This window comes from Pseudomonas sp. Pseu.R1 (assembly GCF_045764065.1).
Lineage (GTDB): Bacteria > Pseudomonadota > Gammaproteobacteria > Pseudomonadales > Pseudomonadaceae > Aquipseudomonas.
Map to the genome: position 1 here is coordinate 3,992,436 of NZ_JBJGEE020000001.1, position 14,013 is coordinate 4,006,448.

The 14,013-nt window shown below is 59.9% G+C and carries 11 protein-coding genes and 1 pseudogene; 7 read left to right on the plus strand and 5 right to left on the minus strand.

Annotated features, from left to right (window positions below; translation table 11 throughout):
• Positions 1-13 precede the first annotated feature (13 nt).
• The 4 genes from hslV to ACI5GA_RS18500 all read right to left on the minus strand — a co-directional run bounded on the left by hslV (position 14) and on the right by ACI5GA_RS18500 (position 5,576).
• Positions 14-544, minus strand: a complete 531-nt coding sequence (gene hslV, locus ACI5GA_RS18485) for an ATP-dependent protease subunit HslV (protein WP_404636327.1) — start codon at positions 542-544, stop codon at positions 14-16.
• Between the two features lie 227 nt (positions 545-771).
• Complete coding sequence (locus tag ACI5GA_RS18490; RefSeq protein ID WP_404636328.1) at positions 772-1,464, minus strand: SPOR domain-containing protein; 693 nt, start codon at positions 1,462-1,464, stop codon at positions 772-774.
• 1 nt (position 1,465) lies between these two features.
• Positions 1,466-3,202 (minus strand): arginine--tRNA ligase, encoded by a 1,737-nt coding sequence (gene argS / locus ACI5GA_RS18495; RefSeq protein ID WP_421423716.1) that lies wholly within the window; start codon positions 3,200-3,202, stop codon positions 1,466-1,468.
• A gap of 154 nt (positions 3,203-3,356) precedes the next feature.
• Positions 3,357-5,576, minus strand: coding sequence for a primosomal protein N' (locus ACI5GA_RS18500; protein WP_421423718.1), 2,220 nt, complete (start codon positions 5,574-5,576; stop codon positions 3,357-3,359).
• A 167-nt stretch (positions 5,577-5,743) separates the two neighbouring features.
• Here ACI5GA_RS18500 and rpmE point away from each other — a divergent pair, with 167 nt between their 5' ends.
• From rpmE to ACI5GA_RS18515, 3 genes are all read left to right on the plus strand, one after another.
• A complete protein-coding gene (rpmE, locus tag ACI5GA_RS18505; protein WP_400731262.1) occupies positions 5,744-5,965 on the plus strand; it encodes a 50S ribosomal protein L31 in 222 nt (73 codons plus the stop codon).
• A 2-nt stretch (positions 5,966-5,967) separates the two neighbouring features.
• A complete protein-coding gene (locus ACI5GA_RS18510) occupies positions 5,968-6,786 on the plus strand; it encodes a thermonuclease family protein (protein WP_421423720.1) in 819 nt (272 codons plus the stop codon).
• Positions 6,787-6,972: 186 nt separating this feature from the next.
• Positions 6,973-8,241, plus strand: coding sequence for a malic enzyme-like NAD(P)-binding protein (locus tag ACI5GA_RS18515; protein WP_404636332.1), 1,269 nt, complete (start codon positions 6,973-6,975; stop codon positions 8,239-8,241).
• Positions 8,242-8,500: 259 nt separating this feature from the next.
• On the opposite strand, the gene ACI5GA_RS18520 is transcribed toward ACI5GA_RS18515, so the two are convergent.
• Positions 8,501-10,975: a penicillin-binding protein 1A gene (locus tag ACI5GA_RS18520; protein ID WP_404636549.1), complete on the minus strand. Its 2,475-nt coding sequence runs from the start codon at positions 10,973-10,975 to the stop codon at positions 8,501-8,503.
• 209 nt (positions 10,976-11,184) lie between these two features.
• On the opposite strand from ACI5GA_RS18520, the gene ACI5GA_RS18525 reads away from it, so the two are divergent.
• The 4 genes and pseudogenes from ACI5GA_RS18525 to pilP all read left to right on the plus strand — a co-directional run bounded on the left by ACI5GA_RS18525 (position 11,185) and on the right by pilP (position 13,998).
• Complete coding sequence (locus ACI5GA_RS18525; RefSeq protein ID WP_404636333.1) at positions 11,185-12,249, plus strand: pilus assembly protein PilM; 1,065 nt, start codon at positions 11,185-11,187, stop codon at positions 12,247-12,249.
• Positions 12,249-12,830, plus strand: coding sequence for a PilN domain-containing protein (locus tag ACI5GA_RS18530; RefSeq protein ID WP_404636334.1), 582 nt, complete (start codon positions 12,249-12,251; stop codon positions 12,828-12,830). Before ACI5GA_RS18525 ends, ACI5GA_RS18530 begins: the two co-directional genes overlap by 1 nt.
• Positions 12,827-13,384 (plus strand): annotated as a pseudogene (gene pilO, locus ACI5GA_RS18535) (type 4a pilus biogenesis protein PilO); the annotation flags it as partial. The gene ACI5GA_RS18530 and the pseudogene pilO, both read left to right, overlap by 4 nt.
• Before the next feature lie 86 nt (positions 13,385-13,470).
• Positions 13,471-13,998, plus strand: a complete 528-nt coding sequence (gene pilP / locus ACI5GA_RS18540) for a type 4a pilus biogenesis lipoprotein PilP (RefSeq protein ID WP_404636336.1) — start codon at positions 13,471-13,473, stop codon at positions 13,996-13,998.
• Positions 13,999-14,013 lie beyond the last annotated feature (15 nt).

Here is a 14,013-nt window from a genome sequence, read left to right on the forward strand (position 1 = left end):
GCTCCTGCCGGGTTTATTCGGCGAGGTCCTGCTCCTCAATGGTGATGTGGTGGTTGGTGAACACGCAGATGTCGCCCGCGATGTGCAGTGCGGTTTCGGCGATTTCACGCGCCGACAATTCGGTTTTCAGCAGCAGGGCGCGCGCAGCGGCCTGAGCGAAGGCACCACCGGAACCCATGGCGATCAAGCCATCTTCGGGCTCAACGACGTCACCGTTGCCGGTGATGATCAGGGAAGCGTCTTTGTTGGCGACGGCGAGCATGGCTTCAAGACGGCTCAGGGAGCGGTCGGTACGCCAGTCTTTGGCCAGCTCTACGGCGGCGCGTACCAAATGGCCCTGGTGTTTTTCAAGTTGGGCTTCGAAGCGTTCGAACAGGGTGAAGGCGTCGGCAGTGGCGCCTGCGAAACCGGCGATCACTTCGCCACGGTAAAGGCGACGGACCTTCTTGGCGTTACCTTTCATGACGGTGTTGCCCAGAGAAACCTGGCCGTCACCCGCCATGACGACTTTGCCTTGGCGGCGAACTGAAACGATGGTGGTCAAGGGGAGAGTCTCCACGCTGTGGGGCGAAAATGCCCTGATGGAAACTCATATGGGGGTGGGGTCGGGTATTTCAACCGTGGGGGATGAATGGTGGGGCGGAGCACTTTGCGCGATCCGGGCCTTATGGGAGCCGGCTTGCTGGCGAATGCGGTGGGCCAGTCATGAAAGTGTTGACTGACACCTGCCCCCGCCAGCAAGCCGGCTCCCACAAGGGAACTGTATCTGTCCTACCGCGCCTGGCGCTGTTGCAACAAAAGGTTACTGAATCCGCCGCTCGCCAGTTGTTTCTGTGCGGTCGTCAGTTGTTCGCGGTTGCTGAACGGACCAACCATCACGCGATACCAGGTCTCATCCTTCACCGTGCCTGACTCAACCGTCGCCGACTGGCCCAGCAGAATGATCTGCGCACGCACCTTTTCAGCGTCTGCCTGTTTACGGAACGAACCCGCCTGCATGACGAACGTCGTCACCGGCGCAGGCTTCGCAACCGGTGGCGCGGGTGGCGGCGTCAGGCCGCTAAGGGCCGCTTGAGCACGCGCGGTGTCGATCTTCGCGGCCTGCTCAGGCGTGACCGGCGTCGTTGGTGTTGCCACGGACGGCGGGGTTTTCTCCGGCACGGCTTCGTTCGGCACGATCACTTCCGATTCCGGCAGCAGCGTGTAGAAGTCGTATTTCGGCTTCACCGGCGCCGTGGGGCTTGGCGGCGTCTTGTTCGCTTCTGCGATCTTCGCGGCCTTGGCCTCGGCCTTGGTGCGCTTGATGTCATCGCCGCCACCGGGCTCCAGTTTCATCAGGAAAACGATGAAGGCGCCGACGGACAGGCCGATCGCCAGCCACAGCCATCCCGGAATCGGCTTCTTTGCGGGCGCCTCATACCGGCTGGCGCCACGCTTGGGAGCAGGTTTCTTTTTGACGGCCAAGTTACATACGCTCCAGAGTTTCCAGACCCAGCAGTTGCAGGCCTTGCTTGAGGGTGCGACCGGTCAGGTGCGCGAGGCGCAGACGGCTTTGCTGTTGCTCGGGGTTTTCCGCGTTCAGGATCGGGCAGTTCTCGTAGAAACTGGAGAACAGTCCGGCCAGATCGTACAGGTAGGCGCACAGCACGTGCGGCGTGCCTTTTTCGGCAACGTTGTTCAGGGTTTCGCCGAATTGCGCCAGGCGGGCGGCCAGGTCCTGCTCCTGCGGGGCATCGAGAATGATCTGGCCTTTGCTTTCATCGAAGGCTTCGCCCAGCTTGCGGAACACGCCGACCACGCGAGTGTAGGCGTACAGCAGGTACGGCGCGGTGTTGCCTTCGAAGCTCAGCATCTGGTCGAAGTTGAAGCTATAGTCGCTGGCGCGGTGCTTGGACAGATCGGCGTATTTCACCGCACTGATGCCCACCGCCTTGGCGATGGTGCGCAGCTCCTCTTCGGCGACGTCCGGATTCTTCTCTTTGACCAGTGCGTAGGCACGCTCTTCGGCCTCGTCCAGCAGGTCGACCAGCTTGACGGTGCCGCCATCGCGAGTCTTGAACGGACGTCCATCGGCGCCGTTCATGGTGCCGAAGCCCATGTGCTCCATGTGCATGCCGTTGGTGACGAAACCGGCGCGCAGCGCTACGGCGAACACCTGGTTGAAGTGCAGGGCCTGCCGCTGGTCGACGAAATACAGGGCACGATCAGCTTTCAGTACGTTGCTGCGATAGCGCACGGCTGCCAGGTCGGTGGTGGCATACAGGTAGCCGCCATCGGCCTTTTGCACGATGACAGGCAGCGGATCGCCGTCGGCATTCTTGAATTCGTCGAGGAACACGCACTGGGCGCCATTACTTTCCACCAGCAGACCGGCTTTTTTTAGGTCGGCGACGACATTGGCCAGATCATCGTTGTAGGCGCTTTCGCCCATGACGTCGTTCGGTGTCAGTTTGACGTTCAGGCGCTCGTACACTTCCTGACAGTGCGAGAGGGAGATGTCCTTGAAGCGGGTCCACAGTTTCAGACATTCCGGGTCGCCCGCTTGCAGCTTGACCACCAGACGGCGCGCACGCTCGGCGAACTCTTCGGATTCATCGAAGCGGCCTTTGGCAGCCCGGTAAAAGTTTTCCAGGTCAGACAGTTCGTCGCTGGTGGCCGGAGTTTCCTGCAAATACGCCAGCAGCATACCGAACTGGGTGCCCCAGTCGCCGACGTGGTTCTGGCGGATGACGGTGTCGCCGAGGAATTCGAGAACGCTGGCCACGCCGTCGCCAATGATGGTCGAGCGCAGGTGGCCCACGTGCATCTCTTTGGCCAGGTTCGGCGCGGACAGGTCGACCACCACGCGCTGGACAGGACCATTTTTTCGCACCGACAGGGTGGCGTCCGCCAGGGCTGCGTCGAGGCGCGAGGCCAGGGCCTGGGTGTTCTGGAAGAAATTGAGGAAGCCTGGACCGGCGATGTCGACCTTGCTGATCTGCTCGTCACCAGGCAGCGCAGCGACAATTTTCTCGGCCAGATCCCGCGGCTTCATGCCCGCAGGCTTGGCCAGCATCATGGCGATGTTGCTGGCGAAGTCGCCGTTTTTCTTGTCCTTGGCGTTTTCCACCTGAATCGCCGGTGTCAGCCCTTCCGGCAAGACGCCTTCGGTGACGAGTTGGCTCAGAGCTTGTTGGATCAGCAGGCGAATGGTGTCTTTCATGAGGCTCTCTTTCGACCGCAAGCGCGGCAGCGCTTCGATGCGCGGGTGGAAAAACTGGGCATTATCCGTTGCCGGAGCCACCTTGCCAACCGCGTTGGATGTGCGGTTGTGAATCTTCACACTAGACGTTCCTACAGGGAGGGGGCGTCGCTCGTTAATAGAGATCGACTGGGTCCACGTCCAGCGACCAGCGTACCGCACGCCCGCTGGGCAGGCTTTCCAGGATCAGCAACCAGCTTGCCAGCAACTTGTGCAGTGGTGCTCGCGCATTGGCCTGCACCAGCAATTGAGCGCGGTAGCGGCCCGCTCGACGTTCCATCGGAGCCGGAACCGGGCCTAACAGTTCAATGCCGCCCAGCGACATGTCCTTTAATAGCTGTTCCGCATTCGCACAGGCTTCGTCCAGAAAACCCTCAGCCTGGCCCGGTTTGTGGGCTTCGGCGCGCAAAAGCGCAAGGTGCGAAAACGGTGGCAGACCCGCTGCCCGTCGCTCGCTCAGGGCCTGTTCGGCAAACGCAAAGTAGCCTTGTTCGGTTAACTGAATCAGTAAAGGGTGCTCGGCCAGATGGGTCTGAATGATTACCTTGCCCGGCTCTTCGGCGCGCCCCGCGCGCCCAGCAACCTGCACGATCAGCTGTGCCATGCGCTCGCTGGCGCGGAAATCGCCGGAAAACAACCCGCCGTCGGCGTCGAGAATCGACACCAGCGTCACTCTTGGGAAATGGTGCCCTTTGGCGAGCATCTGCGTGCCGACCAGAATGCACGGGTGGCCTTTCTGGATGGTGGCGAACAGTTGATTCATTGCGTCTTTGCGCGAGGTGCTGTCCCGATCGACGCGCAACACGGGGTAGTCGGGGAACAGAATCGCCAGACGCTCTTCCGCGCGTTCGGTCCCTGCGCCGACCGGGCGCAGATCGACCTTTCCACAGGCCGGGCAATTGCGTGGCATCCGTTCGACGTTGCCGCAATGGTGGCAGCGCAACTCACCGTAGCGCTGATGAACGGTCATGCGCGCATCGCAGCGGCTGCATTCCGAGAGCCAGCCACAGTCGTGGCAAAGCAGTGTCGGCGCAAATCCTCGACGATTGAGGAAAACCAGAACTTGCTGCCCGGCTGTCAGCGTTTGTCCGATGGCTTGCTGCATCGGGCCGGAGATGCCGCTGTCCAGCGGGCGACTTTTTACATCCAGTCGTAGGAAGCGGGGCGGTTGCGCGCCGCCCGCGCGTTGGTTCATGCGCAGAAGGGCGTAACGGCCGGTGTAGGCGTTGTGCAGGCTTTCCAGCGACGGTGTGGCCGAGCCCAGCACAATCGGGATGTCCTCCTGCCGAGCGCGCACCAGCGCCAGATCCCGGGCGTGGTAGCGCAGGCCTTCCTGCTGTTTATAGGAGCCGTCGTGCTCTTCATCGATGATGATCAGGCCCGGATTCTTCATCGGTGTGAACAGCGCCGAGCGGGTGCCGATGATGATGTCCGCTTCGCCATCACGCGCTGCCAGCCAGGCGTCCAGACGATCCCGGTCGTTGACCGCCGAATGCAGCAGGGCGATGCGAGCGTTGAAACGTTGCTCGAAGCGCGCGAGGGTCTGCGGGCCGAGATTGATTTCCGGGATCAGAACCAGCGCCTGCTTACCGGCTTCCAGCGTCTCGCGGATCAGTTGCAGGTAAACCTCGGTCTTGCCGCTGCCGGTCACGCCCGCCAGCAGTGACGCATGAAAACTGCCAAAGCCGGAACGCACGGCTTCGTAAGCCGCGCGTTGTTCGGTGTTGAGCGGTAATTCCGGTTGGGCCAGCCAGTGTTCATGGCGCTCCAGCGGAGCATGGCCGCGTACTTCGACTGTCACCAGCGCCTTGGCCAGTAGCAGGTTCAGGCTGTCACGGTTCAGGTTCAGCTTACTCAGCAACTGATGAGCAACGCCGTGAGGGTGTTGCGCCAGTGTTTTGAGCGCTTCTTTCTGTTTGGGTGCGCGGGCGATACGCGGATCGTCGACGCTGGCGCCCGGCGCGATCTGCCAGAAACGCTCTTGCCGCGCCTCGGCAGGCTCGCCCTGACGCAGCAGTACCGGCAGCGCCCAGCTCAACGTGTCGCCGAGGCTGTGTTGGTAGTACTGGGCCGTCCACAGGCAGAGTTTGAACAGCGCCGGCGGCAGCGGCGATTCAGCGTCCAGCAAGGCAATGGCGGGTTTTAGCTTGTCGGCGGGGACTTCACTGTGATCCGTGATCTCCACCAGCACACCGATCATCTCCCGGCGGCCGAACGGGACTCGCAAGCGCATGCCAGGCTGCAACGAGTCCTGCGCTACGCCAGCGGGGGCGCGATAGTCGAACAGTCGACGCAGCGGCGAGGGCAGAGCGAGGCGCAGAATGGCGTCGGGCACGCGGGGGTTTTCCTGTTACGGGGTATGACTGGGGCGCGATCTTAGCAGACGGCCGGTGTAAACGTTCCCTTGCGTGGTTTGCGTTGTCTGTTAATATGCGCGGCCTAATTCCGTGCGGTATTCAACAATGGTGTTGGATGGCGGCACGATAGCCTGAGGAAATATCCATGAAAGCTGATATCCATCCAGTTTACGAAGCCGTTGACGCAACCTGCAGCTGTGGCAACGTCATCAAAACCCGTTCCACCCTGGCCAAGCCTCTGAGCCTGGACGTGTGCAACGAGTGCCACCCGTTCTACACCGGTAAGCAAAAGACTCTGGACGCAGGTGGTCGTGTTGACCGCTTCAAATCGCGTTTCGGTGCTTTCGGCGCTGCTAAAGCGAAGTAAGAATGGCGAATCTGGACCGCTCTTCGAGCTACTCCAGGCTGTTCAAAAAGGCGTCCCTTGTGGGCGCCTTTTTTATGCCTGCGATTTGGCTTTCTACCGCCCAGGCTCTTTGTCCGGCGCCTGCCTCCCTACCGACAGCGCAGGTTCAACGCGTCGTCGACGGCGATACCTTGCGCCTGAGCGATGGACGCAGTGTGCGCATGATTGGACTCAATGCGCCAGAAACTGGCAAAAAAGGTCAGTCCGCGCAGCCGTTTGCCGAGGCCGCGAAGCGTCGCTTGCAAGCCTTGGTCGATGAAAGTGATGGGCAGGTCAGTTTGCGGATCGGCGAGCAGGCTGCCGATCACTATGGGCGCACGCTCGCTAACGTTTATGGCCGTAATGGCGCCAACCTTGAGGCGCAATTGCTCTCGGAAGGGTTGGGCTATCTGGTGGCGGTGGCGCCGAATGTGGCGCTGGTCGGCTGCCAACAGGCCGCAGAAAACACAGCGCGTCAGGCCGGATTGGGGCTGTGGCGCACCTCGCCGGTTCAGTCGCCCGATCAGATCAGCACGGGCGGATTTGCAGTGGTTTCAGGCCGGGTCACAGATGTGCAGCGCAATGGCGGTGGCGTCTGGATCGAATTTGGCGATGCGCTGGTGCTAAGGATTGCACCCAATCTTGTCGGGCAATTCGACAGTGCGGTATTGCAACGTCTGAAAGGTCAACAAATTGAGGCCCGGGGCTGGGTCGTTGATCGTTCTCGCAGAGGTGGGCTGAAATCGGGCCAGGCACGCTGGATGATGCCGATCACTCATCAGGCCATGTTGAATACAAAATAAGTATCTAATTGTGAACATTTAAGGCTGGTAATTGTTTTCACTATAGGCCTTGTATTCCGCGGCTCTACGCTGAAAGTCGTAGATGCGACCCCTTGACACGGGTGACCCGGCAGTCTTGTTAGGACTTTCTGACTTGCGTATGCTCGTCGGTCCGTCTGTCCAACAGCAAAAAAGCGGAATGCCCCCATGTCAGATTTGAAAACTGCCGCGCTCGAATACCACGCCAACCCTCGCCCTGGGAAACTGAGCGTAGAACTCACCAAAGCCACCGCGACTGCTCGCGATCTGTCGCTGGCGTACAGCCCAGGCGTCGCCGAGCCGGTGCGTGAAATCGGCCGTGACCCAGAGCTGGCTTATAAATACACCGGCAAAGGCAACCTGGTGGCTGTCATTTCCGATGGCACCGCGATCCTTGGCCTGGGTAACCTCGGCCCTCTGGCTTCCAAGCCGGTCATGGAAGGCAAAGGTGTTCTGTTCAAGCGCTTCGCCGGTATCGACGTGTTCGACATCGAAGTCGATTCGGAAAGCCCGCAAGCCTTCATCGACACCGTCAAGCGCATTTCCATCACCTTCGGCGGCATCAATCTGGAAGACATCAAGGCACCTGAGTGTTTCGAGATCGAAAAGGCGCTGATCGAACAGTGCGACATCCCGGTTTTCCACGATGACCAGCACGGCACCGCGATCGTGACCGCCGCAGGCATGATCAACGCGCTGGAAATTGCTGGCAAAACCCTGGAAGAGGCGAAGATCGTCTGCCTGGGCGCTGGTGCGGCCGCTATCTCCTGCATGAAGTTGCTGGTGAGCATGGGCGCGAAAATCGAAAACATCTTCATGATCGATCGTAACGGCGTGGTTCACTCCGGCCGTACCGATCTGAACCAGTACAAGGCGCAGTTCGCTCACGCGACCGACAAGCGCACTCTGGCCGACGCGCTGGATGGCGCTGACGTGTTCGTGGGTCTGTCTGGTCCGAACCTGCTGAGCGCGGAAGGCCTGAAGTCCATGGCGGCCAACCCGATCGTGTTCGCCTGCTCGAACCCGGACCCGGAAATCTCGCCAGAGCTGGCTCACGCCACTCGCAGCGACGTGATCATGGCCACCGGTCGTTCCGACTACCCGAACCAGGTCAACAACGTACTGGGCTTCCCGTTCATCTTCCGTGGTGCTCTGGACGTTCGCGCCAAGCGCATCAACGAAGAAATGAAGATCGCCGCTGCCAACGCTCTGCGTGAACTGGCCAAACTGCCGGTTCCGAAGGAAGTCAGCGATGCTTACGGTGGCGTGAAGCTGGAATTCGGCCGTGAGTACATCATTCCGAAGCCTCTGGATGTACGTCTACTGACCGTGGTTTCCGATGCTGTGGCCAAGGCCGCCATCGAAAGCGGAGTGGCCACCCAGCCGTATCCGAAGCACTACCCGCTGACCAGCGTGGATCAAGTGTTCAACGGTTGATCGCCGAGCGGTAAACAAAAGCCCTGCATATGCAGGGCTTTTTTGTTTGTCTCCGTAATCGTTAACTGAAATACATGCCCTGTGGGAGCCGCCTTGCTGGCAAAAACGGTATGTCAGACAACCACAGCATTGAATGACTCACCGCATTCGCCAGCAAGCCGGCTTCCACAGTGATGCGTGTCGAACCATGGATTCATGAACGGCGCGGAGTTTGTGGGAGCCGCCTTGGTGGCGAAGCTCCCGCAGGGTTTGCGCGGTGTCAGAACAAATCGATCGGCGCTGACTCATCCGCTGGCAGTGGGCTGCCTGGAGCGGGGCTGCCGTTCAGTTCGTTCACGCTAGGCGGTGTGTCTTCGCTCTTGAACAGTTCAAAGAACGCGCCTGCCGTGCTTGGCGTGGCCGAGCGGCCGCTGACCGGGTCGATGCGCAGGCTGAGAATGCCATCCGGTTCGGCCTGTTCATGGGGAGCCTTGCCCTTGAGCGCGGCGCTCATGTAGTTCATCCAGATCGGAAGTGCGACCGTACCACCGAACTCATGGCGGCCCAGGCTTTCAGGCTGATCGAAGCCTGTCCAGACCGTGGTCACGTAATCGCCGTTATAGCCGGAGAACCAGGCGTCCTTCGAGTCGTTGGTCGTACCGGTCTTGCCCGCGATGTCCGGGCGGTTCATTGCCAGCGCACGCCGACCGGTGCCGCGCTTGATCACGTCCTGCAACATGCTGTTGAGGATGTATGTGGTACGGCCATCTACGATGCGGGGTGCGACCGCAGGTGCAGGCGGCGCGCCGTTGGTATCGAGGGCGTTCTGCACGGTGTTTGCAGTCAGGGCCGGGGTTTCTGGGGCGGCATAGCTCGTCGCGTCCCCGACCAGTGCCTCATTGACTGCTTTCGGGTTCGGGTCATTGGCCGGAACGGTCGGTGGGTTGGCGACGAACAGGGTTTTGCCTTCGCGATCCTCAACCTTGTCGATCAGGTATGGGCTGACCTTGTAACCACCGTTCGCAAAGGTGCTCCAGCCGCTGACGATTTCCATCGGCGTCAGGGTTGCAGTGCCCAGTGCCAGTGACAGGTTCGGCGGCAAGTCCTGCTTGTTGAAGCCAAATCGCGTGATGTAGTTGATCGCGGTGTTGACCCCCAGGCTTTGCAGGAGGCGGATCGACACCAGGTTGCGCGACTTGTACAGCGCTTCGCGCAGGCGGATCGGGCCGAGGAAGGTGCCGGTGTCGTTCTTCGGACGCCAGACCTTGTCCACGGCTTCGTCGACGAACACGATCGGTGCGTCGTTCACCAGGCTGGCGGCGGTGTAGCCGTTATCCAGCGCTGCGGAGTACAGGAACGGCTTGAAGCTGGAGCCCGGCTGACGCTTGGCCTGCATGGCGCGGTTGTAGTTGCTCTGCTCGAAGGCAAAACCGCCGACCAGCGCCCGAATCGCACCGTTGTGCGGATCGAGCGAGACCAGCGCGCTCTGAGCTTGCGGGATCTGGCTGAACTTCAGTGAGTTGTCCGGTTGACGCTGCACGCGCACCAGATCGCCGACGTGGGCGACGTCCGATGGCTGCTTCGGATTCGGGCCGACACTGTTGGTGTTCAAGAAGGCCTTCGCCCATTTCATGCTGTCCCACGACACGGTCTCTTCTTTCTCGCCGTTGCGGGTCAGGACGCGAATGCCGTTCTTGTCGACCTGGCTGACGATGGCCGGCTCAAGGCCACTGATCGGGCGCTGCTTGGTCAGTTCCTGAACCCAGGCATCGTGGGTCAGGCCGGGGAAGCGGCTTTCCGGGCCGCGATAGCCATGGCGCTGGTCGTATTCGATCAGACCGTCTGTGACCGCTTTGTTCGCATCTTCCTGAAGATTGCTTGGCACGGTGGTGGTGACACGGAAGCCTTCTGTGTAGGCTTCGCTGCCGTAGCGCCCGACCATCTCGGCGCGGGCCATTTCGGCGATGTACGGCGCATTCACTTCAGGGCTCTGAACGTGATAGCTGGCGTTGATCGGCTCGGCGAGGGCGGTCTGGTACGTGTTCTGGTCGATTTTGCCCAGTTTGAACATGCGACCCAGAATCCAGTCGCGACGCTCTTTGGCGCGCACCGGGTTGGCCAGTGGGTTGAATCGTGACGGTGCCTTCGGCAGACCGGCGATCATCGCCATCTGGGCAACGCTCAGGTCGCGAATGGATTTGCCATAGTAAACCTGTGCGGCGGCCTCGATGCCGTATGCCCGGTTGCCCAGGTAGATCTTGTTGACGTAAAGCTCAAGAATTTCGTCTTTGGTGAGTTGGCGCTCGATTTGCAAGGCCAGGAGAATCTCGGTGGTTTTCCTTGAGAAGCTACGCTCGCTGGTCAGGAAATAGTTCTTGGCGACCTGCATGGTGATGGTCGAGCCGCCGGACTGAATGTGACCGCTCTTGACCAGCTGGCTGGCGGCGCGCATCAGGCTGCTGGGGTCGACGCCGTAGTGGTTGGCGAAGTTGTCGTCTTCGGCAGACAGCAGGGCGCTGATGAAATTGGGCGGAATTTCGGCGAAACGGATAGGAGAACGGCGCATTTCGCCAAACTCTGCAATCAGCTTGCCGTCGCTGCTGAACACGCGCAGCGGAATCTGCAATTGGATGTTGCGCAGCGCATCGACCGAGGGCAGATTTGGCGACAGATAGAGAAATGCGCCGCTCAGGCCGAGCAACAGGCCGCAGACGATAGCGACAAGGGACCACCAGAAAAACTTCAGCAGGCGTATCAAGGCTTTTGGATTTCCAGAAAAAAGAATGGGTTAAGCGCAGGCATTTACAAATGAACACGCCTTGAAGCTTTGCAACACGAAAAAAACGCTCGGCATTATAAGCATTTTTCGTCGTCGAGCGTTATTTGCGCTACTGTCAAGGCTGTCGGCTGTGTTGTTGGACAAAAAAATATCCGTAAGTGACGGAAACGCATAGGGAATCGGTTGTGTTCGAACTCTTCAGTAAGAAGGCCAATACCCTTCTAGGGATCGATATAAGCTCCACCTCGGTAAAGCTTCTTGAATTGAGTCGTTCCGGTGCCCGCTACAAGGTCGAGTCTTACGCGGTCGAGCCGCTGCCGCCCAATGCAGTGGTCGAGAAAAACATCGCCGAACTGGAAGGAGTCGGCAATGCATTGACGCGCGTGCTGACCAAGGCCAAGACCAACGTCAAAATCGCGGCGGTTGCCGTGGCGGGGTCGGCGGTCATCACCAAGACCATCGAGATGGACGCCGGGCTTTCCGATGACGAGATGGAAAACCAGCTCAAGATCGAAGCCGACCAGTACATCCCTTATCCGCTGGAAGAAGTCGCCATCGATTTCGAAGTGCAAGGCTATTCGGCTCGTAACCCTGAGCGCGTGGAAGTCTTGCTCGCCGCCTGCCGCAAGGAAAACGTCGAAGTGCGCGAGGCAGCGCTCGCACTGGCCAATCTCACGGCCCGCGTCGTCGACGTCGAAGCCTATGCCCTTGAGCGCTCGTTCGGCCTGCTGTCTGCCCAGTTGGGGCAGGGGCACGATCAACTGACGGTGGCGGTGATCGACATCGGCGCCACCATGACCACCCTGAGCGTGCTGCACAACAGCCGCATCATCTACACCCGCGAGCAATTGTTCGGCGGACGTCAATTGACTGAAGAAATCCAGCGCCGCTATGGCCTGTCTCAAGGCGAAGCCGGTCTTGCGAAGAAACAGGGCGGTTTGCCGGACGACTACACCCTCGAAGTGTTGCAGCCGTTCAAGGACGCCGTGGTTCAGCAGGTCTCCCGATCCTTGCAGTTCTTCTTTGCCGCCGGTCAGTACAACCGTGTCGACTACATCATGCTGGCGGGTGGAACGGCGTCCATCGCAGGGCTTGATCGCTTGATCCAGGAGCGTCTCGGAACGCCCACCATGGTCGCCAACCCTTTCGCCGATATGGCGCTGAGTGCCAAGGTCAACGCCGGTGCGCTGGCCAGTGACGCCCCTGCATTGATGATCGCCTGTGGTCTGGCGTTGAGGAGCTTCGACTGATGGCACGGATCAACTTACTTCCCTGGCGTGAACAACTGCGCGAAGAGCGCAAGAAGCGCTTTCTGCTGTCGCTGGCGGGCGTGCTGGTAGCAGGTGTCGGTGCGATCTTCCTGGCTGATCAATACCTGAGCAGCGCGATCAATCACCAGAACGCGCGTAACCAGTTCATCAAGACCGAAATTGTCCAGCTCGATGCCCGGATCAAAGAGATCAGCGAGCTAAAGGCGCGGCGCAAACAACTGCTGGAGCGGATGAAGATCATTCAGGACTTGCAGGGCAACCGCCCGATCATCGGCAGGATTTTCGATCAACTGGCCCGCACGCTGCCCGATGGCGTGTATTTCAATGAAGTGAAGATGACCGACAAGCTGATCAGCATTTCCGGGGCAGCCGAATCGAACAACCGTGTATCGGATCTGCTGCGCAATCTGGAAGCGTCTGACTGGCTGGAGTCGCCCAGTCTGACGGAGGTGAAGGCCAACAGTGCAGCCGGTTCGGCGGATCAGTCCAACTCGTTCCAGTTGACCGTGCGTCAGACGCAACCTGCGGTTGATCCGGTCGAGAAGGGGGGCAAGCCATGAATGTGAATGAATGGCTGGACAGCCTGCGCAAGATCGACATCAACGACCTGGACGTCAACAATCTGGGCTCATGGCCTGCCGCTGCCAAGACCATCGTGGGCGCCTTGTTGCTGGTGTTGGTGTTAGCGGGCGGATACTTTTTCTACATTCAGGACATGCAAACGCAGCTGGATCAGGCGCGTAATGACGAAAATGCGTTGAAGGAGCAGTTCTCTACCAAGGCGTTTCAGGCGGCGAACCTGCCGGCCTACAAAGCGCAGATGGTCGAGATGGAAAACACCTTCGGTGCGTTGTTACGCCAACTGCCGAGTGACACTGAAGTCCCCGGCCTGCTGGAAGACATCACCCGGACCGGGCTGGGCAGCGGGCTGGAGTTCGAGGAAATCAAGCTGTTGCCGGAGGCAGCCCAGCAGTTCTATATCGAATTGCCCATCCAGATCACGGTGACAGGCGGCTATCACGATCTGGCGACCTTCGTCAGCGGTGTTGCCAGCCTGCCGCGTATCGTCACGTTGCACGATTTCGAAATCAAACCGGTGGACGCCAAGTCCCCTTGAAAGCTGCGCATGAGCATTCTCGCCAAGACCTATCGCTACAACGACAAGGGGCTTTCAACCACTGATAACAAAGGACAGGCGAAATGAGGGCCGTGCATTGGTTGTGCATGGGCGTCACGTTGGTGGCCCTGGCCGGTTGTGACAGTTCCAGCGAGTTCGACGATCTGAAGCAGTTCATGGCGCAAGTGCGGGCGCGCCCGGCCGGTGCCATCGAGCCTATGCCCAAGTTCAGGCCGTATGAGGCGTTCACCTATGCAGCGGCGAGCCTGCGTAGCCCGTTTCAGCCGCCGATCAAGGTCGATCTGGTCAATCGCCAGAAAGGTTCGCGTCTGGTGCAGCCCGATCCGACCCGGGTCAAACAGTTCCTGGAAGGCTTTAATATCGACGGCTTCGAAATGGTCGGTACGTTGAGCAACGAAACCGGGATGTTTGCACTGTTACGCGGTGCCGGTGGGGTTCATCGGGTCAAGGTGGGTGACTATCTGGGGCGCAATGACGGCCGCATCGTGTCGATCACCGAATCGGCCGTGCAGGTGATAGAAATCGTTCCAGATGGAGAGGGAGCCTGGCTTGAGCGGCCGCGCAGCATTTCCCTGAAAGAACGCTCATGAAGACGAACAGCAAGC

What these genes read in the sequence shown, in the direction of transcription:
- ACI5GA_RS18510 (WP_421423720.1), top strand. Translation starts at nt 5,968, where the DNA reads ATGGCGAATCTGGACCGCTCTTCGAGCTACTCCAGGCTGTTCAAAAAG.
- argS (WP_421423716.1), bottom strand. Translation starts at nt 3,202, where the DNA reads ATGAAAGACACCATTCGCCTGCTGATCCAACAAGCTCTGAGCCAACTC.
- ACI5GA_RS18530 (WP_404636334.1), top strand. Translation starts at nt 12,249, where the DNA reads ATGGCACGGATCAACTTACTTCCCTGGCGTGAACAACTGCGCGAAGAG.
- pilP (WP_404636336.1), top strand. Translation starts at nt 13,471, where the DNA reads ATGAGGGCCGTGCATTGGTTGTGCATGGGCGTCACGTTGGTGGCCCTG.
- ACI5GA_RS18515 (WP_404636332.1), top strand. Translation starts at nt 6,973, where the DNA reads ATGTCAGATTTGAAAACTGCCGCGCTCGAATACCACGCCAACCCTCGC.
- rpmE (WP_400731262.1), top strand. Translation starts at nt 5,744, where the DNA reads ATGAAAGCTGATATCCATCCAGTTTACGAAGCCGTTGACGCAACCTGC.